We start from the raw sequence: 21,823 nt of genomic DNA on the forward strand, positions 1-21,823 counted from the left end.
CATGTCCAACATCGCCGATATGTTCTTCAACCTCGATATCATGCGTCAGGCACTGCCCCTGCTGATGCAGGGGCTGGTGATGACGTTGAAGCTCTGTGCCGTCGTCATCGGTCTCGGGCTGATCGGCGGGCTGTTTCTGGCGCTGGCGGCCACCAGTCCGCGGCGCTGGTTGCGCTGGCCGACGATGGCGCTGATCGATCTGATGCGGGCTTTGCCGCCCCTTGTGCTGCTTATCTTCATCTATTCCGGCATGCCGTTCGCAGGGGTGCAGATGCCAGCGTTCACCGCAGTGGCGGTAGCGTTCCTGCTGAACAATTCCGCCTATTACGCCGAGGTCTATCGCGCGGGCCTGCAATCCCTGCCATCCGGCCAATGGGAGGCGGCGCGGGCCACCGGCCTGTCGATGCCGCAGACGCTGGTGCATGTGATCATTCCGCAGGCCGTGCGGAATGTGCTGCCCGATCTTCTGTCCAATACGATCGAGGTGGTGAAGCTGACATCCCTCGCCTCGGTCGTATCCTTGGCCGAGCTTCTCTATCAGGCCAACATGGCCCGATCCGTCACCTATAATTCCTCTCCGCTGGTTCTGGCTGCGGCGATCTATCTGGTGCTTCTGTGGCCCTGTGTTCGCCTTGTCAGCCGCTTCCAGCGCAAACTCAGCATCTAAGGATATCCCATGAAAATGATCGTTGGCGGGGCGCAAATCGGCGGCATCCAAAGGGATGAGCCGCGTGAGGCGGTTGTGGCGCGGATGATGGCCCTGATGGAACAGGCCCATGCGCAGGGGGTGGAATTTCTGGTCTATCCCGAGATGACGCTGACCACCTTCTTCCCGCGTTTCTATGTCGAGGATCGTGCCGAATTCGATCACTGGTTCGAAACGGAAATGCCGAATGCCGCCACGCAGCCGCTATTCGATATGGCGCGCGGGTTCGGCATGGGTTTCACCTTCGGATATTGCGAGCTGACCCCCGAGGGAGAGCATTTCAATACTTCCATCCTTGTATCCCCCGAGGGGGAGATTGTTTCCACCTACCGTAAGACGCACCTGCCGGGCCATGCCGAATTCGAACCAGAACGCAGCCACCAGCATCTGGAAAAGCGCTATTTTCTGGCGGGGGACACCGGGTTCAACGTGGTGCGTAACCAAGGTGTCGTCATGGGGATGGCAATCTGCAATGACCGGCGCTGGCCCGAAGCGTGGCGTTGTCTGGGGTTGCAGGGCGTGGAGCTGGTGACCATCGGCTATAACACCCCCAGCCAGAACAACCTGTCAAAGAACGAAGGCATCGAGAAACGCGTTTACCACCACGAACTGTCGGTATGCGCGGGGGCCTACCAGAACTCCACCTTTGCGGTGGCGGTGGCCAAATGCGGAATGGAGGATGGAAACCATATGTTCGCAGGCTCCATCATCGTGGACAGTGACGGTTTCGTCATTGCCCGCGCCACGGGTGAGGGGGACGAACTGATCGTGGCCGAATGCGATTTCGACAAATGCGCGTTCGGTAAGCGAACGGTCTTCAATTTCGAAGCCCATCGCCGTATCGAGCATTACGGGCGCATCACCGCCCAGACCGGCGTCAAGGTGGAAGTGTAACCCATGTTCGATACCGTTATCCATTCCGGCACCCTTGTAACCGCCAGTGATGTGTTTCGCGGCGATATCGGCATCAAGGACGGGCGCATCGCGGCCATTGCCGAAACCATTTCCGGTGGAGACAGGCGCATCGATGCCGGTGGGCGCCTTGTGATGCCTGGCGGCATTGAGGCGCATGCCCATATCGCGCAGGAAAGTTCCTCGGGGGTGATGACGGCCGACGATTACTATACCGGGTCCGTTTCGGCGGCGTTCGGCGGAAATTCCAGCTTCATCCCCTTCGCAGGCCAGCATCGTGGCCAGTCGGTGGATGATGTGCTGGCCACCTATGATGAACGGTCAAGGCGGTCGGTTATCGATTACAGCTACCATCTGATCATTTCCGACCCGACCGAGGCCGTGCTGAACGATGAGCTGCCGCGCGCGTTCAAACGGGGGATCACCTCGTTCAAGGTGTTCATGACCTATGATCTGATGAACCTCGGGGACGGGGGGATGCTGGATATCCTGACCGTGGCCAAGGCGCATGGCGCGATCACGATGGTACATGCCGAAAACAACGAGATGGTCAAATGGATGAACCGCCGTCTGGCGGCCAAGGGCCTGACCGCACCCCGGTACCATGCCATCAGCCGCCCCGAGCTGGCCGAGGAGGAGGCGATCAACCGTGCCATATCGCTTGCCAAACTGGTCGATGCGCCGCTGTTCATTGTCCATGTGTCCACGGCGGGCGGGGCCGCACTGGTGCAGCGCGCCAAACTGGACGGGGTAAAGCTGTTCGCCGAAACCTGCCCGCAATATCTGGCGCTGACCCGCGACGATCTAGACCGACCGGGGATGGAGGGGGCAAAGTTCATGTGTTCTCCACCGCTTCGCGACAGGGAAACGCAGCAGGCGCTGTGGCGTCACGTGCAATCGGGCACGTTTGAAAGCGTATCCTCGGACCATGCCCCGTACCGTTACGATGCATCTGGAAAATTCACCGCAGGACCGGATGCCCCATACCCCAAGATCGCCAACGGGATGCCCGGCATTGCCGCACGCCTGCCGTATTTGTTCTCTGAAGGCGTGGTTGCGGGCCGGATCAGCCTGAAGCAGTTCGTGGCGCTTTCGGCAACCAATGCGGCGCAGACCTTCGGAATGACAGCCAAAGGCTCTTTGGCGCCGGGAATGGATGCGGATATCGCGATCTGGAATCCCGATGTGACGCGCAAAGTGACGTTGGCGGACCAGCACGACAATATGGATTTCACCCCGTTCGAGGGGATGGAGCTGACGGGCGTTCCCGAGATCGTTCTGAACCGCGGCAATATCATCGTGGAACATGGCACCCTGCGTGCGGCCGAAGGGCAGGGGCGTTTCGTGCCCCGTGCCACAGTCGATCTGACGGGAAAACCCGGCTATCTGGCCAAGGAACTGGACCCCGCACATAATTTCGGCACAAGGATCGCGCCATGATACTGGTGATCAACCCGAATTCGGATCAGGCGGTAACGGACGGATTGGCCGCAGCGCTTGTGCCCTACGGCCCGCATTTTCATTGCATCAGCATTCCCGATAGCCCCGCCACGATATCCACGGCCGAGGATGTGGCAAGATCCGGCCTGCGGGTTCTGGAGGTTGCTGCGGAGTATCCACGGGCGCGCGCGATCATCACCGCCTGTTTCTCCGACCCGGGGCTGGACTTGCTGCGTGCTGCGGGGCGGACGGCCTTCGGCATTCAGGAGTGCGGTATCCTGACGGCGATGGCACGGGCCGACAGGTTCGGAATCATCGCGCTGTCACCCCGGTCCGTCCCCCGGCATACGGTGCGGATGCGGCAGATGGGCGTTCTGGACCGGTTGGCGGGCGAAGTTGCGCTGTCGGGTGCATCCGCTCTGGAGGCGGGCACTTCGCCTGTGGTGTTGGAGGAAACGCTGGAGGCCGGTGCCACGCTGGTTTCCATGGGGGCGGGTGCCATTGTGCTGGGCTGTGCCGGTTTCGCCCCGCGTCGCCGGCTGCTGGAGGAGCGGCTGGGTGTACCGGTGATCGATCCGGCGCAGGCCGCTGCCGTCATGGCGCTTGGCGCGGTGCTTGCCTGATGCCGCCGCGCTCCACCACGCTTCCCGATATGTCGCTGCGGATGCTGGAAATATTCGCGACGATGATGCGGTGCGCCACTACGGTCGAAACGGCGGATGTCCTGAAGATCTCGCAGCCCGCCGTATCTGCCGGATTGCGCCAGCTGGAATCGCAGTTGGGGATACAGCTGTTCGAACGTACGGCGCGCAGGCTGACGCCAACCGCCGAAGCGCGTGAACTTTATGAGGAAATCCGCCCGATCTTCGGATTGATGCGCGGATTTTCCATGCGTGCGCGCGACATGAAGCTGGGGTTGGCCGGTCGGCTGCGCATCATCTCTACCCCGCCATTGGGGCAGACGATGGCCCCGATGGCGTTGGAGCGGCTGTTGCGGGACGGTCCCGATGTTTCCATCAATTTCGATATCGGCCGTCTGGAAACGGTGATCGAGGCTGTGCAGACCGGAATGGCGGATATCGGCCTTGCGCTGACGCAGGACCGGTTCGATACTGTGAATATGGATATCTTGCAGCGCGCCCATATGGTTGCCCTCGTTCCCGCGGATGGCCCGTTGGCAGGTCGTGCCCAGATCACCCCCGAAGATCTGGAGGGGACGCCGCTGGTGGGCCTGACGCAGGAATCCAATATCGGCCAACTGGTGCGCGCCGCCTTTGACCAGACAGGTTTCCAATATTCCCCGCGGGTCGAGGTGCGGTACTGCGAGACGGCAACCGTCCTTGCGGGGCGGCGGTTGGGCGCAACCGTCGTGGACCCGTATTCTGCCTGCATGCATGGGCCAACACTGGTCGAACGCCCCTTCCTGCCGCTGTGTGAGGTGCGGGCCGTGCTGTTTACCCGCAAGGGTGTGCCGCATACCGGCCTCATGCATCGTTTCATCGCGCAATTACGCGCCTGTTTTGCCGAGCGTCTGTTGGATGGCGCATAGAAAGAAGTGTTGATGACTGATATTTTGCTCCGCGTTGAAGGCCCCGTTTATCAGGCCGCCCTTGGCCAGTACTTCACGGTACATGACGGGTCCAAAGGGCTGGATGCGCTGCCGCCCGAGATACTGGCGAAAATCCGTGTGGTGGTCACGAATGGAACGGTCGGTCTGACGGCGGCCGAGATGGATCTTTTGCCGAACCTCGGTCTGATCAGTACGGTCGGCACGGGATATGAAAAGGTGCAGATCCACGAGGCCTTTGCCCGCGATATCGATGTGACCCATGCGGCCGGCACCAATGCCGTTGCGGTGGCCGAGCATACGATCGGCATGATCATCGGGCTGATGCGCAAGCTGGCCAGATACGATGAAACGACGCGTGCCGGTCAATGGCGTGGGGCCATGGGGCCGACGCCGATGGTTTCGGGTAAACGGATCGGCATTTTCGGAATGGGCGGTGTCGGTCGCCGGGTGGCGCAGCTGGCCGAAGCCTTCGGCATGCCCGTCAGCTATTGCAGCCGGACCGCCAAGGATACGCCGAACTGGGCCTTCGTGTCGGATCTGGAAACCCTTGCCGCGCAGGTGGATGTGCTGGTTCTGACCGTGCCGGGCGGGCCGGAAACCCATCACGCGGTCAACGAAGCTGTTCTGGCCGCGTTGGGCCCCGATGGTTACGTGGTCAATGTGGGTCGCGGTTCCGTGGTGAAAACGGAGGCGCTGATAGAGGCGCTGCATTCCGGGCGCATTGCCGGTGCCGCCCTCGATGTGTTCGAGGATGAGCCCCATATTCCTGAAGAGCTGCGCCGCAGTCCCGATGTGCTGCTGTCCCCACACGTCGCGGGGCTGGCGCTGGAGGTGCAGGAGCTGAGCGCGGCGCTGCTGAAGCGCAATATCGATGCCTTTACCGCAAAGGCGCCACTGGTGTCACCCGTTCCCGAAATGGCGCAGCGCACCACGGGGTGAACCGACCCTTGAACGCATATCATCGCCACGGCCCTTAGGGAGCCGCCATGGCGATGACACGTATGAATGAAGCGCCTCTTCTGCCCTGTTCTGCGACAATTCCTTCGTGGCCTTGGAAAACAAGCAGGCATAAGATGGAACGATCATCCAGCATGATGCGACGCAACAAGACCGGAAGTAATCGAATGGCCCAGACACCTGCCGCCGCGGTGCAATTGACGCAGAACCCGCATGCCGTACGGGAGGCACGCGAGAAAAACCTTGAGGTCGCCATCGGGCATGAGGTTCGCAAGCTGCGCCAGCGCCAAAGGATGACGGGGGCCGATCTGGCGGCACAGACCGGCCTGTCTGTGGGAATGCTGTCAAAGATTGAAAACGGCGTTATTTCCGCCTCGCTGACCACGATCCAGATTCTGGCGAATGCGCTGCGCGTGCCTTTGGTGCAGCTGTTTTCCGGATATGAGGAGCCGCGCGGGGCCATGCATGTGAAGGCCGGAACCGCGCTGGAAATCGATCGTGCAGGCACCCGTGCAGGCCATCAGTACCACATGCTGGGCCATATCGGGTCCAACAACTCCGGCGTGGTGGTGGAGCCGTACATGATCGTGCTGACAGAGGATAGCGACCGCTTTCCCACGTTCCAGCACGAAGGGATAGAGACGCTGTATATGCTGGAAGGCCGGATAGGATATCGCCACGCCGACCAGATCTATGATCTGGAGCCGGGGGACAGCCTCGTGTTCGACGCAGACTCACCCCATGGTCCGCAGGTGCTGACCACGCTTCCGGCCCGCTATCTGTCGATCATCTGCTATCCGCAATCGAAGTGAACGGGCGTTTTCCGTTCGGATTCCGCCCGTAATTATGGCGTGGGTGCCTAAAATACGGGCGAAGCCTTTCTAGGAAAGATTTATTCCCCACAGGATCTCATACTTATTGAAGGTCAATTTTTATTCCTGTTAGTAAAGTTCTTAACGCAGAACCAAGCTAACGGAGAATGGAATGTGTGGCATTGTTGGTCTGTTCCTGAAGAAAGAAGAGCTGCGCCCGCAGTTGGGGGGCCTTCTAGCCGACATGCTGATCACCATGACGGATCGTGGGCCCGATAGCGCGGGTATCGCAATCTATGGCGACGAAGCTGACGGCCTGAAGATGACGATCCAGTCAGATACGCCCGACAGCGATTTTGCCGGGCTGGAGGCGGCTTTGGGCGACGTTCTGGGCCAGCCGGTCACCGTGCGGGTTGTCGATACCCATGCCGTCATCACATTGCCCGAAGGGGCCGAACCTGCCGCCCGCGCCTTCATGGACAGCCGTGGCCTGCGCATCATGGGTTCCGGCACCGCGATGGAGATCTTCAAGGAGATCGGCCTGCCCAAGGATGTTGCGGCCCGTTTCGGGCTGCGCGAGATGGCAGGCAGCCATGGCATCGGCCACACCCGCATGGCCACCGAAAGCGCCGTCACCACCCTTGGCGCGCATCCGTTCTCAACCGGTGCGGATCAATGCCTGGTGCATAACGGCTCTCTCTCGAACCACAATCAGATGCGCCGCGTGCTGACACAGAAGGGTTTTGCCCCCCGCACGCAGAACGATACTGAAATTGCCGCCTGCTATATTTCGTCCCGTCTGGCCGAAGGGTCGGGCCTGGGGGAGGCGCTGGAAGGGACATTGGAGGATCTGGACGGATTTTTCACCTTTGTGGTCGGCACCCGTAACGGCTTTGGTGTGGTGCGGGACCCGATCGCCTGCAAGCCCGCCGTCATGGCCGAAACCGATGACTACGTCGCCTTTGGCAGCGAATACCGCGCGCTGGCCAACCTGCCGGGCATCGAGACGGCCCGCGTCTGGGAGCCCGAGCCTGCAACCGTCTATTTCTGGGAGCGTTGAGATGCAGACCATCGACCTTGCCACCACGCCGTTGCGCGACATGAATGCCATGCTTCAGTCGCAGGCCGCCCAAACCAACCAGACGGCCTGGAACATCGTGAACCCAAAGGGGGCGCATGCCATCGCGGTCGGTCTTGATGCACCGATCGAGGTCACCGTCAGCGGCTCCACCGGCTATTATTGCGGTGGAATGAACAAGCAGGCCAGTATCCACATCGCAGGGTCCGCCGGGCCGGGGGTGGCGGAAAACATGATGTCCGGAACCGTCGTGATCGAGGGGGATGCCAGCCAGTACGCAGGTGCGACAGGGCAGGGCGGGCTGCTGGTGATCAAGGGGAACGCCTCTTCCCGCTGCGGCATCTCGATGAAGGGGATCGACATCGTGGTGCATGGCAACATCGGCCATATGTCCGCCTTCATGGCCCAATCGGGCAATCTTGTGGTGCTTGGCGATGCCGGTGATGCCTTGGGCGACAGTCTGTACGAGGCGCGGCTGTTCGTGCGCGGCAATGTCAAAAGCCTTGGTGCAGATTGCATCGAGAAAGAGATGCGCCCCGAACATCTGGAAATCCTGCGCGACCTGCTGGACCGCGCCGGCGCGGATGCGAAACCCGAAGAGTTCCGGCGCTATGGCTCTGCCCGCACGCTTTATCATTTCCACGTCGACAACGCCTCAGCCTATTAAGGACCGGACCCATGGATAAGAAAACGCCCCAGACAGTTCCGCGCCAGTCCTGGACATTCTCCAACGAGGCGAACTCGGAAATCCGCCGCGCCGCCGCCACCGGCATCTACGACATCCGCGGTGGCGGCGCCAAGCGCAAGGTACCGCATTTCGACGACCTTCTGTTCCTTGGCGCCTCGATGAGCCGCTATCCGTTGGAAGGGTACCGCGAGAAATGTTCCACCGAGGTGGTGCTGGGAACGCGCTTTGCCAAGAAGCCGATCCGTCTGAAGATTCCGGTCACGATTGCCGGAATGTCGTTCGGCGCGCTGTCGGCCAATGCCAAGGAGGCATTGGGCCGGGGGGCAACGGCAATGGGCACCTCCACCACCACGGGGGATGGGGGCATGACCAACGAGGAACGCAACCATTCCGAAACGCTGGTCTATCAGTACCTGCCTTCGCGTTACGGTATGAATCCGGATGATCTGCGCCGAGCCGATGCGATCGAGATCGTGGTCGGGCAGGGGGCCAAGCCGGGCGGTGGCGGTATGCTGCTGGGCCAGAAGATCACCGAACGTGTGGCCGGAATGCGCAATCTGCCGGTGGGGATCGACCAGCGGTCTGCCTGCCGCCACCCCGACTGGACAGGGCCGGATGATCTGGAGATCAAGATCCTCGAAATCCGCGAGATCACGGGATGGGAAAAGCCGATCTACGTGAAGATCGGAGGCGCACGCCCCTATTACGACACCGCCTTGGCCGTGAAGGCCGGTGCAGATGTCGTGGTTCTGGACGGCATGCAGGGCGGCACGGCTGCAACGCAGGATGTGTTCATCGAAAACGTCGGCCAGCCCACGCTTGCCTGTATCCGCCCCGCAGTGCGCGCGTTGCAGGATCTGGGAATGCACCGTCAGGTCCAGCTCATTGTTTCGGGTGGTATCCGGACAGGGGCAGATGTGGCCAAAGCCCTGGCTTTGGGGGCAGATGCCGTGGCCATCGGCACGGCGGCGCTGGTCGCCCTGGGCGATAACGACCCGCATCTGGAGGAAGAGTACCAGAAGCTGGGCACCACCGCCGGCGCCTATGACGATTGGCACGAAGGTCGTGACCCTGCCGGTATTACCACGCAGGATCCCGAACTGATGGCCCGTCTGGACCCGGAAGAGGCGGGGCGCAGGCTGCGCAACTATCTCGCGGTGCTGACCCTGGAATGCCAGACGATCGCGCGGGCCTGCGGCAAAAGCCATGTGCATAATCTGGAGCCCGAAGATCTTTGCGCCCTGACGATCGAAGCTGCGGCAATGGCGGGTGTGCCATTGGCCGGAACCGACTGGATCCCCGGCAAGTCCGGACTTTGAACGTGCCTACCGCCCCTTTCCAATTCCCTGCCTGAGGAAACCGTCCCATGACCGATCTGGCCGCCTTTGCCCAAGCCAAGGGTATCAAGTATTTCATGATTTCCTATACCGACCTGTTCGGGGGCCAACGGGCCAAGCTGGTTCCGACGCAGGCCATCGCAGACATGCAGGCGGATGGGGCGGGATTCGCCGGTTTTGCGACATATCTGGATCTGACACCGGCACATCCCGATATGCTGGCGGTGCCGGATGCCAGCTCTGTCATCCAGCTGCCGTGGAAAAAGGATGTGGCCTGGGTTGCATCCAACTGCGTGATGGGCGGCGAACCTCTGGCGCAGGCCCCGCGCAACGTGCTGAACCGTCTGGTGGCCGAAGCGGCCGAGATGGGGCTGGAGATCAAGACAGGTGTGGAGCCGGAGTTTTTCCTGCTGACCCCCGAAGGCACTGCAATTTCGGACCCCGCCGATACGGCGGCCAAGCCCTGCTATGACCAGCAGGCCATCATGCGCCGCTATGACGTGATCGCGGAAATCTGCGATCATATGCTGGATCTGGGCTGGGAGGCCTATCAGAACGATCATGAGGACGCGAACGGCCAGTTCGAGATGAACTGGAAATACGACAGCGCCCTTGCGACTGCCGACAAGCATTCCTTCTTCAAGTTCATGACCCGGTCCATCGCCGAAAAGCACGGGATGCGGGCGACGTTCATGCCCAAACCGATCATGGGGCTGACGGGAAATGGCTGTCACGCGCATATTTCCGTCTGGACCAAGGATGGAAAGAACGCATTCTCCGATCCGGCAAAGGAATTGAGCTTGTCCGAGGACGGTCGCCATTTCCTGGGCGGGATCATGAAGCATGCTTCGGCTCTGGCGGCGATTACCAACCCAACCGTCAACAGCTACAAACGCATCAATGCGCCGCGTACCAATTCGGGCGCGACATGGGCGCCCAATAGCGTGACCTGGACGGGCAACAACCGCACCCATATGGTCCGCGTGCCGGGCCCCGGCCGGTTCGAGCTGCGCCTGCCCGACGGTGCGGTAAACCCCTATCTGCTACAGGCGGTCATCATCGCGGCAGGGTTGTCGGGCCTGAAATCAAAGGCCGATCCGGGCAAGCGCTGGGATATCGACATGTATGCCGAGGGGCATAAGGTCGAAGGGGCGCCAAAGCTGCCGCTGAACCTGCTGGATGCCATCCGCGCATTTGATGCCGACAAGGAATTCAAGACCGCCCTGGGCGCAGATTTTTCGGCCGCCTTTATCAAGCTGAAGATGCAGGAATGGAATTCCTATACCGCCCATCTGACCCAGTGGGAGCGTGATACCACGCTTGATGTCTGATCGCGTCCCCGAACTTTATATCCCGAGATTCCAATGCGATTTTCCGGCTTTCGTGTAATCAAAGAGGCGCTGACCGGCCATAAGGGCTGGCAGCCGCTATGGCGCAACCCCGATCCGAAACCTGCCTATGACTATGTGATCGTGGGGGGCGGCGGGCATGGGCTGGCTACGGCCTATTATCTGGCGAATACCTTTCGCAAGGCGCGCATCGCCGTATTGGAAAAGGGCTGGCTCGGTTCGGGAAATATCGGGCGCAACACCACGATCATCCGGTCCAATTACGGATTGCCGGGTAACCAGCCCTTCTATGAATTTTCGATGAAGCTGTGGGAGGGGTTGGAGCAGGAATTCAACTTCAACGCCATGGTCAGCCAGCGCGGCATCCTGAACCTGATCCATACGGATGCACAGCGCGATGCCTATCGCCGGCGCGGCAATGCGATGCTGTTTTCCGGGGCCGATGCCGAGTTGCTGGACCGCGACCGGGTGCGGGACATGTGCCCCTGGCTGAATTTCGACAATGCCCGTTTTCCGATCAAGGGCGGTCTGATGCAGCGCCGCGCGGGAACGGCGCGCCATGACGGTGTGGCCTGGGGCTATGCCCGGGGTGCCGACCGCGCCGGGGTCGACCTGATCCAGAACTGCGAGGTTACGGGCTTCCGGATCGAGGAGGGGCGCATTCGCGGGGTCGAGACGTCCCGCGGGTATATCGCGGCGGCAAAGGTGGGTGTGGCGGTGGCCGGTTCCACCAGCCGTGTGATGGAAAAGGCCGGTTTGCGTCTGCCGATCGAAAGCCATGTCCTGCAGGCGTTTGTGTCCGAAGGGCTGAAGCCGCTTATACCCGGCGTCATAACTTTCGGGGCCGGGCATTTCTACGTCAGCCAGTCCGACAAGGGGGGGCTGGTGTTCGGCGGGGATATCGACGGTTACAACTCCTATGCCCAACGCGGCAACATGCCGGTGATCGAGGATGTGATCGAAGGGGGAATGGCCCTGATGCCCATGATCGGCCGTGCGCGCCTGCTGCGCGTCTGGGGCGGGATCATGGATATGTCGATGGATGGCAGCCCCATCATCGACAGAACGCCGGTGGAAGGCCTCTATCTGAATGCAGGCTGGTGTTATGGCGGGTTCAAGGCCACGCCTGCCAGCGGCTATTCCTTTGCGCATCTTCTGGCCACGGATACCCCGCATGAAACCGCCCGGCATTTCCGGCTGGACCGGTTCGCACGTGGCCATGTCATCGACGAAAAGGGCATGGGTGCCCAACCGAACCTGCATTGAGAGACAGAGATGCTTATTCCCCATCCGCTTCTTGGTCCGCGCGACGCGCAGGAATTCACCTATCTGGGGGATGCCGCCCTGCTGGCCCGCCCCGACGGCATGGCCGAAGGGGCGCTGGGCGCATTCATCGACTATGTCTATCTGCGGGATAACCCGGCCGGGGTTCATCGCGAATTGTGGTTCCATGAACAGGGGGACCGTTCGTGGCTGGTGGTCACACGCAACACGGTCACCCATGAGATCATCGATGCGCAGCTTGCCCGTGATGTGGCCTTGGCACGAAAAGGGGCGGTGGCATGACACGACTGGCAGGCGGGTTGATCGACAGGACACGGACACTGTCCTTTACCTTTGACGGGCGATCGTATCAGGGGCATCCCGGAGATACGTTGGCCTCGGCATTGCTGGCAAATGACGTGCGGCTGATGGGCCGCAGCTTCAAATATCACCGTCCCCGCGGCCCCATCGCCGCCGGCTCCGAAGAGCCGAATGCGATGGTCGAATTGCGTCGCGGCGCACGGCAGGAACCCAACACCCGCGCGACGGTGGCCGAACTGTACGAGGGGCTGGAAGCCTCAAGCCAGAACCGGCTCGGGTCATTGCGTTTTGATCTGCTGGCAATGAACGATCTGCTGTCGCCTTTCTTTGCGGCGGGGTTCTATTACAAGACATTCATGTGGCCGCGTGCCTTCTGGGAAAAACTGTACGAGCCGATTATCCGGAATGCCGCAGGTCTGGGGCGGCTATCGATGCAGGCCGATCCCGATGCCTATGACAAAGGATACCTGCACTGCGATCTTCTGGTCATCGGTGCAGGTGCGGCGGGGTTGTCGGCGGCGTTGACGGCGGCGCGGGCGGGGGCACAGGTCATTCTGGCCGAAGAGGATTTCCTGCTGGGCGGACGCCTGCTGGCAGAAACGCATCTGCTGGATGAGGCTCCGGCCGGGGGCTGGCTGGCAAAGGTCGAGGCGGAACTGGCCGCCTTGCCGAATGTGCGGATCATGCGCCGCACCACCGTTTTCGGAACCTTCGACCATGGTATTTTCGGCGCGGTGGAGCGTGTGGCGGATCACCTGCCCACCCCCGGTAACGGTGTGCGGCAGACCCTGTGGCGCATCACGGCGCGCCGTTCCATCCTTGCTGCGGGTGCAACCGAACGGCACATTCCTTTTGCCAATAACGATCGTCCGGGCATCATGCTGGCGGGGGCGCTGCGCAGCTATGCCAACCGCTGGGCGGCCTGTCCGGGGCAGAAGGTTGCAATCTTCACCAACAATGACGACGGGCATCGTACGGCGCTGGATCTGGCGGCCAAAGGGGTCGAGATTGCCGGTGTGATCGATACGCGGGGATCGGTCAGCGCCCTGGGGAATTACCCCGTGTTTGTGGACAGTGTCGTTGAAAATACGCGGGGACGTCTGGGCCTGAAAAGCGTAACGGTTCGCAGCGGGGCCAAGAATTTCGATCTGGACTGCGATGTGCTTGGTGTGTCCGGCGGGTGGAACCCGAATTTGCATCTGGCTTCTCACCATCGTGCCCGCCCTGTCTGGAATGACACGTTGCACGCCTTTGTGCCGGGCGAGAACGGCCCGCCCGGAATGACCGTGGCCGGTGCCGCCATGGGGCAGGGCAGTACGGCTGCAGCCATGACGGCGGGCGCCAGTGCTGCGGTGGCAGCCATGGAAGGGCTTGGCCTGCGTGCGGCAATGCCGGAGTTGCCCCGTGCCGAAAAGGCTGACGCCAATCTTTATCCGTTGTGGCATGTTCCGGGGAAGGGCCGGGCATGGGTTGATTTCCAGAATGACGTGACCGTCAAGGATATCCGCCTGGCAAATCAGGAGAACATGCGTCCGGTGGAACACCTGAAGCGTTGGACAACGCTTGGCATGGCGACCGATCAGGGAAAGACGGCCAATGTCACCGCACTGGCGGTCATGGCCGAACTGACGGGCAAATCGGTGGCGGAAACCGGCACCACCATGTTCCGCCCACCTTATACCGGGGTGTCACTGGGCGTTCTGGGCGGTGGGGATACCGGTCCGCATTTCCGCCCGCGCCGCCTGACACCCAGCCATGTATGGGCCGCCGAACGGGGCGCCGTGTTCATCGAGGTCGGCCCCTGGATGCGTGCCCAGTATTTTCCGCAGGCGGGTGAAACCGAATGGCGGCAAACGGTGGACCGCGAGGTTCTGGCAACGCGGCAGGGCGTGGGAATTTGCGATGTGACCACGCTGGGCAAGGTGGATGTGCAAGGGCGGGACGCGACCCTGTTCCTCGACCGGCTCTATGCCAATGCGATGGCCAGCCTGAAGGTGGGCATGGTTCGCTATGGCCTGATGCTGCGCGAGGATGGTCTGGCCTATGACGACGGCACCTGCGCCCGGCTGGCGGAGGATGAATATGTCGTCACCACCACCACCGCACAGGCGGGGCCGGTTTTCCGCCATATGGAATACGCGCGCCAGTGCCTCTGGCCCGAACTGGATGTGCAGCTTGTATCCACCACCGAGGCATGGGCCCAGTTTGCGGTTGCAGGACCCAATGCGCGGGCGCTGCTGCAGCGTGTGGTGGATAATTTTGATCTGTCGAACGAGGCGTTTCCCTTCATGGCCTGTGCGGGGCTGACGGTATGTGGCGGGTTGCGGGCGCGCTTGTTCCGCATCTCCTTCTCGGGGGAGCTGGCGTACGAGATTGCGGTCCCCTCCCGTTATGGCAACGCCCTGATGGCGCGGTTGGTGGAGGTGGGCAGCGACCTGGGGGCGACCCCCTACGGAACCGAAGCACTTGGTGTGATGCGGATCGAAAAAGGCCATGCGGCAGGAAACGAGCTGAACGGCCAGACCACGGCGCAGATGCTGGGGATGGGCCGGATGGTCAGTGCGAAAAAGGATGCGATCGGAAGCGTCATGTCCCGCCGGGAGGGGCTGCTGGCCGAAACGCGTGTTCTGGTGGGCCTGCAGCCGGTGGATCCTGCGCTGCCCGTTGTCGCGGGCGCGCATCTGTTTACCGAAGGGGATGGGCATAGCACGGCCACCGATCAGGGGTGGATCACCTCGGCCTGCTATTCTCCGCATGTCGGATCGGCCATCGGCCTCGGGTTTCTGGCGAACGGCGCGATGCGGATGGGAGAGGTCGTGGTGGCGGCCAACCCCCTGCAGGGCGGTGAGGTCCGCGTGCGCGTGGTAAGCCCCCATTTTGTTGACCCTGACGGAGGGCGGTTGCGTGTCTGAACTTATCCCGACCTGTGCACTTGGGGGCACCATGCCCCGAACGGAGACTTTTGGAGCCCTGACATTGACCGAGGTTGCCGATCTGGCGCTTGCCTCTCTGGCCCTGCGCCGGAATGGTGTGCGGCCCGCCCCGATGGGCATGGCGCTGCCGGACACGGGCCAATGGCATGCAGGCGAGGGCATCGCTGCCTTCTGGACCGGGCCGGACCAGTGGATGGTTGAAGGGCCGGGCCGGGCAGAGGAGGATTTTGCCCGCCTGATAAAGGCAGAGGCGCCGGATGCCTCGGTCACGGATCAGACCGATGGCTGGGTGGTCTTCGATATTGCGTCCTCGGCCGGGGGCGGGCGGATCGTGGATTTGCTGGCCAAGCTGGTGAATATTGACCCCAGACGTCTTGCTGCGGGGACGGCCTGCCGGACGGGGCTGGAACATATGGCCGTATTCGTGATCCGGCGCGCTGATGACCGTTTGACCATCATGGGCATGCGATCAGCCGCAGCCACAATCTGGCATGCCCTGGCAGGCGCTGCCGCACGTTTGGAAGGTTCCGCAACATGACCGCGACAATTCTGGACGGCAAGGCCTTTGCGGCGGATGTGCGCGCCCGCGTCAAGGCGCATGTATCGCAGATGGTCAACGAACACGGGATCACACCCGGCCTTGCCGTGGTGCTTGTGGGCGAAGATCCGGCCAGCCGCGTGTATGTCCGCAACAAGGGTGTGCAGACGCTGGAGGCGGGCATGGCCAGCTTCGAGCACAAGCTGGCTGTCGATACCACGGAACAGGCCCTGCTGGCATTGATCGCGCGGCTGAATGCTGATCCGGCGGTACATGGCATTCTGGTACAGCTGCCCCTGCCTGCGCATCTGAATGCCGAGCTGGTCATAAATTCCATCACACCGGACAAGGATGTGGACGGGTTCCATATTTCGAATGTCGGGCTGCTGGGAACAGGGCAGAAGGCGATGGTGCCCTGCACGCCGCTTGGATGTCTGATGATGCTGCGCGCGCATCACGGCAGTCTGGCCGGTCTGAATGCGGTGGTGGTCGGCCGATCAAATATCGTCGGCAAGCCGATGGCCCAGCTTTTGCTGGGAGAGAGTTGTACCGTCACGATCGCCCATTCCCGCACCAGGGATCTGCCGGATGTCTGCCGCAGCGCCGATATACTGATTGCCGCAGTCGGGCGCCCGCATATGATCCGTGGCGAATGGATAAAGCCGGGGGCCACCGTCATTGACGTGGGGATCAACCGGACGGACATGGGGCTGGCTGGCGATGTCGCCTTTGCCGAGGCCGTGACCGTTGCCGGGGCGATTTCCCCTGTTCCGGGGGGTGTTGGTCCGATGACTATTGCCTGCCTTCTCGCTAATACACTAACTGCCTGCTGCCGCAGTAACGGTTTGCCCGAACCCGAAGGGCTGACTGTCTGACCACCCTTATTTGCCACAGGCCTGAAACGGCATTCTGACCGGAGATTTCCATGACAAAATTCTGCCTTACCGTCGCCTGCGCCACCAAGCGGGGCGTTGTGGCGGCGATCTCGACTTATCTGGCGGATCAGGGCTGCAACATCACCGACAGTTCGCAGTTCGATGATATGGTCACCAACCGCTTTTTCATGCGTGTCAGCTTCGTCTCCGAGGAAGGGATCGATCTGGACACATTGACCCGCAATTTTGCCGCCATCGCCAAATCGATGGATATGACCGCCAAGTTCCATGATGAAACCGAACGGATGAAAGTGATCATCATGGTTTCACGCTTTGGCCACTGCCTGAACGACCTGCTGTATCGCTGGCAGATCGGGGCGCTGCCGATCGATATCGTGGCGGTGATTTCCAATCATATGGATTACCAGAAGGTGGTCGTGAACCACGACATTCCCTTTCACTGCATCAAGGTGACCAAGGAGAACAAACCCCAGGCCGAGGCGGAGCAACTGCGGATTGTCCGGGATACGGGGGCGGAACTGATCATTCTGGCGCGCTACATGCAGGTGCTTTCGGATGATATGTGCCGCGAGATGTCGGGGCGGATCATCAACATCCACCATTCGTTCCTGCCGTCGTTCAAGGGGGCGAACCCCTACAAGCAGGCATTCGAACGGGGGGTGAAGCTGATAGGGGCCACATCGCACTACGTGACCGCCGATCTGGACGAAGGCCCGATCATCGAACAGGATACCATCCGTGTCACCCACGCCCAGAGCGCGGAGGATTACGTCAGTCTGGGGCGCGATGTGGAAAGCCAGGTTCTGGCCCGTGCCATCCATGCCCATATTCATCGCCGCGTGTTCCAGAACGGGAACAAGACGGTGGTGTTTCCCGCGTCTCCCGGGTCCTATGCATCTGAACGCATGGGCTAATTCTGCAAATTGCCGATATGGCATCACGGGGGGGGGCAGCCGCAGCAGCGGTTGCCCTTTTTCATATGTGCCCATCCACCTGCGTGGCATCGGCGTTCCCCCTGATTCAAACGAAAGCGGTTAGCAGGGCAGGGGGAAAACCGGGTCTTCAAAGGGGCTAATCCACAGCCGTTCCGCCCATGTTTTGATCTTTCATACCAGCATATGCGCGGGTTTCGTCCGAATTACGCCCCCTCAATTATTCCTGGCAGGAAAATTAGTTGCCTTGAATCGGCCATCCGGCCTTTGCTGATTCATGCCGAAACGGCCGGTCCTTGACCGGGGTGCGAACGGAACGGGGAATGTGGAATGACCAAGCGTGTGGCGATTATCGGGGCAGGCCCATCAGGGCTGGCGCAACTGCGTGCATTTCAGGATGCCGCACAAAAGGGTGCGGATATCCCCGAGGTTGTCTGCTTTGAAAAGCAGACCAATTGGGGTGGCCTGTGGAATTATACATGGCGCACCGGCGTTGATGAGTATGGAGAGCCGGTCCATGGCTCCATGTATCGCTATTTGTGGACCAATGGCCCCAAAGAGGGTCTGGAATTTGCCGACTACTCGTTCGAGGAGCATTTCGGCAAGCAGATCGCATCCTATCCGCCCCGCGCAGTCATGTTCGATTATATCGAGGGCCGGGTAAAGAAGGCGGGTGTGCGCGACTGGATCCGTTTCAGTTCGGTGATCCGCTGGACGGAATTCGATGCCGCGACCAATACCTTCGAGCTGACGGTCCATGACGTGGAAAACGACCGTGTCTACAAGGAGACCTTTGATCATGTGATCGTGGCCTCGGGCCATTTTTCCAGCCCCAACGTCCCGGAATATCCGGGGTTCGACCAGTTCTATGGCCGTATCATCCATGCCCATGATTTCCGCGACGCGCGTGAATTCGAAGGGCAGGATGTGCTGGTGGTGGGGTCATCCTATTCCGCCGAGGATATCGGATCGCAGTGCTGGAAATACGGCGCGAAAACAGTAACCTCCTGCTACCGTTCGGCCCCCATGGGGTTCGCATGGCCCGACAACTGGGAGGAAAAGCAGGGTCTGGTCCGGGTAGAGGGCAAGACGGCATTTTTCCGGGATGGCAGCAGCAAGAATGTGGATGCCATCATCCTGTGCACAGGGTACCGCCACTACTTCCCGTTCTTGCCGGATGACCTGCGTCTGAAAACCGCAAACCGCTTGGCCGCGCGGGATCTGTATAAAGGCGTGGTCTATGTGCATAATCCGCAGATGTTCTATCTGGGCATGCAGGACCAGTGGTTCACCTTCAACATGTTCGATGCCCAGGCATGGTATGTGCGGGACATCATCATCGGCCGGATAGAGGTGCCTGCCGACAAAGCGGTGCTGCTGGCGGATGTTGCGGACCGCGAGGCCCGTGAAGACGCCTCGGACGATACCAAATATGCCATCAAATATCAGGGTGACTACGTCAAGGAACTGATTGCCGACACCGATTATCCCAGCTTCGATGTGGACGGGGCCTGCCATGCGTTTTTTGAATGGAAGAACCACAAGGTCACCGACATCATGGGCTTCCGCAACCACTGCTACAAATCGGTGATCACGGGCACGATGGCCCCCGTGCACCACACGCCGTGGAACCTTGCGATGGATGATTCCATGCAAACCTATCTGCAAAGCTGACACCTGTTTCACCAGAAAGGTTCCGGATGCTGTCGCTTCCCCCAGATGCCCTGATGCGGCCCGGCGCTCCGCGTGCCAGCCGCGCCCGCCGCCCCGAAATTTTCGGCCGTGCGCCCGATCTTGAACGCTACACCGTTCAGGGGGGCGGCGCCATTGTAGTCGAGATCGCGCCGGGTGACCGGTTGGAAATTCTGAATGACGAAGGTGGACAGCCGTGCGAGGTGCTGGGGGCCCATCCTGACGGGCGGCTGGATGCGGGCCTGCTGGCGGCCCGCGCCGATGGCCCTGCCGATGGTTTGCGGGCCTTGGTTGCGGCGGGCACGGCGCCCCGCCTGCGACAGGCCTTCGCGATGCGGAATATCGACCTTGCGGGGGCCCGCGCCATCCGGTTGTTCGGCCCTGCCGCGCGGGCGGGTGATGCGGTGTCGTTCACATCACAGGGCAAGGGGTGGATCATTATCGCCGCCCCCGCAGCACCCATGGATTTCGAGGCGCAGGATACAGCTACCCCGCTGACCCTGCGGCTGACGCGGGCCAAACCGCGCCGCGTGGGGCAGTTTGCGCTGCCGGACCCTCTGGCCGACATGAAACTGGACTTGCGCATTGCCTCCTCTACCGCCGCCGCCTACCGCGTGAAGGCGGGGGAGTTCATCCAGATCCTGGATGTGGATGGCCGCCAGTGCACCGATTTCCAATGCTTCGATGCACGCAAGCTGGACAGGGGGATCGCCCATCCGCTGGATGTGACCACGACGCGGACCATCCAGAACCATGCCTATCCGATGCCGGGCCTGCACGCGAAATACTTCGATCAGGACATGACCCCGCTGGTAGAGGTCATTCAGGATACTTGCGGCCGACATGATGCCTTTGCGATGGCCTGTGCGTCCAAATACTATGATGACATCGGTTATCCCGGCCATGCCAACTGCTCGGACAATTTCAACGGTGCATTGGCGGATTACGGTGTTCCGGCCCGTCCCGGATGGATGGCGGCCAATTTCTTTTTCAATACCGGTATCGATGCCCATGGCGTGATGTACGCGGATGAGCCGTGGTCCCGCCCGGGGGATTATGTCCTGCTGCGGGCCCTGACGGATCTGGTCTGTGTTTCATCGGCCTGTCCGGACGATACCTCTCCGGCCAACGGCTGGACCCTGACCGACATTCACGTGCGCAGCTATGCCGCCGAGGAACGCTTTCAGCGCGCCTCTGCATGGCGTCCCACCCCCGAAGCGGAGCCTGTCATGACGCGGGAAAGCACCTTTCACCAGAACTTTGCCGCCTTGACGCGTGATTTTGTCGATTACCGCGGATTCTGGCTGCCCAATACCTTTGCCACCACAGACCCGGTTGAAAGCTATTGGGCCTGTCGTGAGGGGGTTGTGGTCATGGACCTGAGCGCCCTTCGCAAATTCGAGGTGACCGGTCCGGACGCAGAGCGGTTGATGAACTGGATTCTGACCCGCGACGTGGAAAAGCTGGGCGTGGGACAGATTGTCTATTCCTCGATGTGCTACCCCCATGGCGGCATGATCGACGATGGAACATTGTTCCGCCTGGGCGCGCAGAATTTCCGCTGGATTGGTGGCTCCGATGAAGGGGGCGTATGGATGCGCGAAGAGGCCGAACGGCTCGGGCTTAACGTCCTCGTCCGCGCCTCCACGGACCAGATGCACAATCTTGCGGTGCAGGGGCCGACATCACGGGATCTGATGAAAGAGATCATCTGGGCTGCCCCGCATCAGCCATCGGTGGAAGAGATCGGCTGGTTCCGGTTCACCGTTGGCCGCATCGGTGGGCCGACAGGGGCGCCCGTGGTCGTTTCGCGGACGGGGTATACCGGTGAACTGGGGTATGAGGTATTCTGCCATCCCAAGGACGGTGCCGCCGTTTTCGAGGCGGTGTGGCAGGCAGGACTGCCATTCGGCATGCGCCCGATGGGGCTGGCGGGGCTGGATCTGACGCGCATTGAATCGGGTCTGGTCTTTGCGGGATATGATTTCAGTGACCAGACGGACCCGTTCGAGGCGGGTGTCGGGTTCACCGTCCCGCTCAAATCGAAAACGGTGGATTTTGTCGGTCGGGAGGCGTTGATCCGGCGCAAAACCACGCCATCGCGCCGCTTTGTGGGTCTGGAAATCGACGGGCATGAAGAGGTGGCCCATGGCGATTGCATCCGCATCGGCCGCGCACAGGTGGGTGAGGTGTGTTCGGCCATGCGCTCCCCGCGTACGGGTCAGCTTATCGCGCTGGCGCGGGTGGATATTGCCCATGCCGAAGCGGGCACCGAAGTGGAGGTGGGCCGGCTGGACGGGCACATCAAGCGCCTGACCGCCCGCATCACACCCTTTCCGCATTATGACCCGAAAAAAGAGCGTCCGCGGTCCTAAGCGTGCGCGGCGAATCCGGCCGCT

Annotated in this window: 19 protein-coding genes; all 19 read left to right on the forward strand. The window is 61.3% G+C overall.

All coding sequences use genetic code 11. The features are described 5' to 3' along the window. Position 1: 1 nt before the first annotated feature. The gene (locus TR36_RS01185; protein ID WP_045388301.1) at positions 2 to 667 is read left to right on the forward strand and encodes an amino acid ABC transporter permease; all 666 of its coding nucleotides are present in this window, start codon (positions 2 to 4) and stop codon (positions 665 to 667) included. A gap of 9 nt (positions 668 to 676) precedes the next feature. Further along, positions 677 to 1,600, forward strand: a complete 924-nt coding sequence (locus TR36_RS01190) for an N-carbamoyl-D-amino-acid hydrolase (protein WP_062762141.1) — start codon at positions 677 to 679, stop codon at positions 1,598 to 1,600. A gap of 3 nt (positions 1,601 to 1,603) precedes the next feature. Next, positions 1,604 to 3,058 carry a dihydropyrimidinase gene (gene hydA / locus TR36_RS01195; protein ID WP_062762145.1) on the forward strand — a complete coding sequence of 485 codons (1,455 nt, stop codon included), beginning with the start codon at positions 1,604 to 1,606 and terminating at the stop codon, positions 3,056 to 3,058. Then, entirely contained in the window at positions 3,055 to 3,681 is a 627-nt protein-coding gene (locus tag TR36_RS01200; protein ID WP_062762148.1) for an aspartate/glutamate racemase family protein, read from the forward strand. Before hydA ends, TR36_RS01200 begins: the two co-directional genes overlap by 4 nt. Beyond that, entirely contained in the window at positions 3,681 to 4,607 is a 927-nt protein-coding gene (locus TR36_RS01205) for a LysR substrate-binding domain-containing protein (protein ID WP_052362478.1), read from the forward strand. Before TR36_RS01200 ends, TR36_RS01205 begins: the two co-directional genes overlap by 1 nt. A gap of 12 nt (positions 4,608 to 4,619) precedes the next feature. Beyond that, on the forward strand, positions 4,620 to 5,567 hold the full coding sequence (locus tag TR36_RS01210) for a 2-hydroxyacid dehydrogenase (RefSeq protein ID WP_052362476.1): 948 nt from the start codon (positions 4,620 to 4,622) through the stop codon (positions 5,565 to 5,567). 185 nt (positions 5,568 to 5,752) lie between these two features. Next, positions 5,753 to 6,397, forward strand: a complete 645-nt coding sequence (locus TR36_RS01215; RefSeq protein ID WP_045388289.1) for an XRE family transcriptional regulator — start codon at positions 5,753 to 5,755, stop codon at positions 6,395 to 6,397. Positions 6,398 to 6,569: 172 nt separating this feature from the next. After that, the gene (locus TR36_RS01220; RefSeq protein WP_045388287.1) at positions 6,570 to 7,457 is read left to right on the forward strand and encodes a glutamine amidotransferase family protein; all 888 of its coding nucleotides are present in this window, start codon (positions 6,570 to 6,572) and stop codon (positions 7,455 to 7,457) included. A gap of 1 nt (position 7,458) precedes the next feature. Then, positions 7,459 to 8,142: a GXGXG domain-containing protein gene (locus tag TR36_RS01225; protein ID WP_045388285.1), complete on the forward strand. Its 684-nt coding sequence runs from the start codon at positions 7,459 to 7,461 to the stop codon at positions 8,140 to 8,142. Between the two features lie 11 nt (positions 8,143 to 8,153). After that, on the forward strand, positions 8,154 to 9,482 hold the full coding sequence (locus tag TR36_RS01230; protein ID WP_045388283.1) for an FMN-binding glutamate synthase family protein: 1,329 nt from the start codon (positions 8,154 to 8,156) through the stop codon (positions 9,480 to 9,482). A gap of 47 nt (positions 9,483 to 9,529) precedes the next feature. Then, positions 9,530 to 10,831: a type III glutamate--ammonia ligase gene (glnT, locus tag TR36_RS01235; RefSeq protein WP_045388281.1), complete on the forward strand. Its 1,302-nt coding sequence runs from the start codon at positions 9,530 to 9,532 to the stop codon at positions 10,829 to 10,831. A gap of 33 nt (positions 10,832 to 10,864) precedes the next feature. Then, positions 10,865 to 12,115 carry a sarcosine oxidase subunit beta family protein gene (locus tag TR36_RS01240; protein WP_062762150.1) on the forward strand — a complete coding sequence of 417 codons (1,251 nt, stop codon included), beginning with the start codon at positions 10,865 to 10,867 and terminating at the stop codon, positions 12,113 to 12,115. 9 nt (positions 12,116 to 12,124) lie between these two features. Beyond that, positions 12,125 to 12,415 (forward strand): sarcosine oxidase subunit delta, encoded by a 291-nt coding sequence (locus TR36_RS01245; RefSeq protein WP_045388278.1) that lies wholly within the window; start codon positions 12,125 to 12,127, stop codon positions 12,413 to 12,415. After that, entirely contained in the window at positions 12,412 to 15,345 is a 2,934-nt protein-coding gene (locus TR36_RS01250; RefSeq protein ID WP_062762153.1) for a sarcosine oxidase subunit alpha family protein, read from the forward strand. The genes TR36_RS01245 and TR36_RS01250 overlap by 4 nt, the downstream gene beginning before the upstream one ends. Further along, positions 15,338 to 15,904: a sarcosine oxidase subunit gamma gene (locus tag TR36_RS01255; RefSeq protein WP_062762156.1), complete on the forward strand. Its 567-nt coding sequence runs from the start codon at positions 15,338 to 15,340 to the stop codon at positions 15,902 to 15,904. Before TR36_RS01250 ends, TR36_RS01255 begins: the two co-directional genes overlap by 8 nt. Then, complete coding sequence (locus TR36_RS01260; RefSeq protein ID WP_045388271.1) at positions 15,901 to 16,779, forward strand: bifunctional methylenetetrahydrofolate dehydrogenase/methenyltetrahydrofolate cyclohydrolase; 879 nt, start codon at positions 15,901 to 15,903, stop codon at positions 16,777 to 16,779. The genes TR36_RS01255 and TR36_RS01260 overlap by 4 nt, the downstream gene beginning before the upstream one ends. Before the next feature lie 50 nt (positions 16,780 to 16,829). Next, positions 16,830 to 17,714 carry a formyltetrahydrofolate deformylase gene (gene purU, locus TR36_RS01265; protein WP_062762159.1) on the forward strand — a complete coding sequence of 295 codons (885 nt, stop codon included), beginning with the start codon at positions 16,830 to 16,832 and terminating at the stop codon, positions 17,712 to 17,714. Positions 17,715 to 18,062: 348 nt separating this feature from the next. Beyond that, positions 18,063 to 19,406: an NAD(P)-binding domain-containing protein gene (locus TR36_RS01270; RefSeq protein ID WP_045388265.1), complete on the forward strand. Its 1,344-nt coding sequence runs from the start codon at positions 18,063 to 18,065 to the stop codon at positions 19,404 to 19,406. 26 nt (positions 19,407 to 19,432) lie between these two features. Further along, a complete protein-coding gene (locus TR36_RS01275; protein WP_062762161.1) occupies positions 19,433 to 21,799 on the forward strand; it encodes a DUF1989 domain-containing protein in 2,367 nt (788 codons plus the stop codon). Positions 21,800 to 21,823: the final 24 nt, after the last annotated feature.

The organism is Falsirhodobacter sp. alg1 (assembly GCF_000739715.2).
Taxonomy (GTDB): Bacteria; Pseudomonadota; Alphaproteobacteria; order Rhodobacterales; family Rhodobacteraceae; genus Falsirhodobacter.